A 515-nucleotide genomic window follows, 5' to 3' on the forward strand; every position below is an offset into this window, starting at 1 on the left:
CGTTGAGTTACCAAGTAGGTGGGGAAGCCAGGAGGCGCTATGATTTTTTCAACACTTCAATTTTTCATCACAACTTTTCTTGCCGTTGTGTGTGCTCGAGCGATGAGTTTGAGTGAGGGCGAAATCCCAGTACTCGCGCTCATGATCCCGGCATTATGGCTGTTGCCTCAAGGTGGCTTTGCTGGCTTAGTGTTGCTCGGCGCTATGATGGTGTTTGGCGCGACGCTTTCGATGCAGCCCATTGCGTTGTCTGTAGGCGTGCTGATTCTATTCCCGTTACTTATGGTGGTGTTCTCACATCGCAGCTCTCTTGGCGTTCTCCTTACCACCGGTTTGATTGTGATTACCTTACAAGTAGGGCTGATGGTCACGCAACAAGGCGGTAAGCTTGATGGTTCAGCTTGGGTGACCGTGGTTCAAACGTTGTCTGTTGTGGTCATGTGGTGGGCAGCAACGCATTGGAAACGCTCAGAAAAACACAGCTGGTGGCCTTTGCTTTTACTATTGCCTCTATG

The 515-nt window shown here is 50.3% G+C and carries 1 pseudogene; it reads left to right on the forward strand.

The features are described from left to right. Positions 1-39: 39 nt before the first annotated feature. Positions 40-515: pseudogene (locus R8O10_RS27580) on the forward strand (hypothetical protein); the annotation flags it as partial.

Origin of the sequence: Vibrio sp. 1727 (genome assembly GCF_033344415.1) — a bacterium.
Taxonomy (GTDB): domain Bacteria; phylum Pseudomonadota; class Gammaproteobacteria; order Enterobacterales; family Vibrionaceae; genus Vibrio; species Vibrio alginolyticus.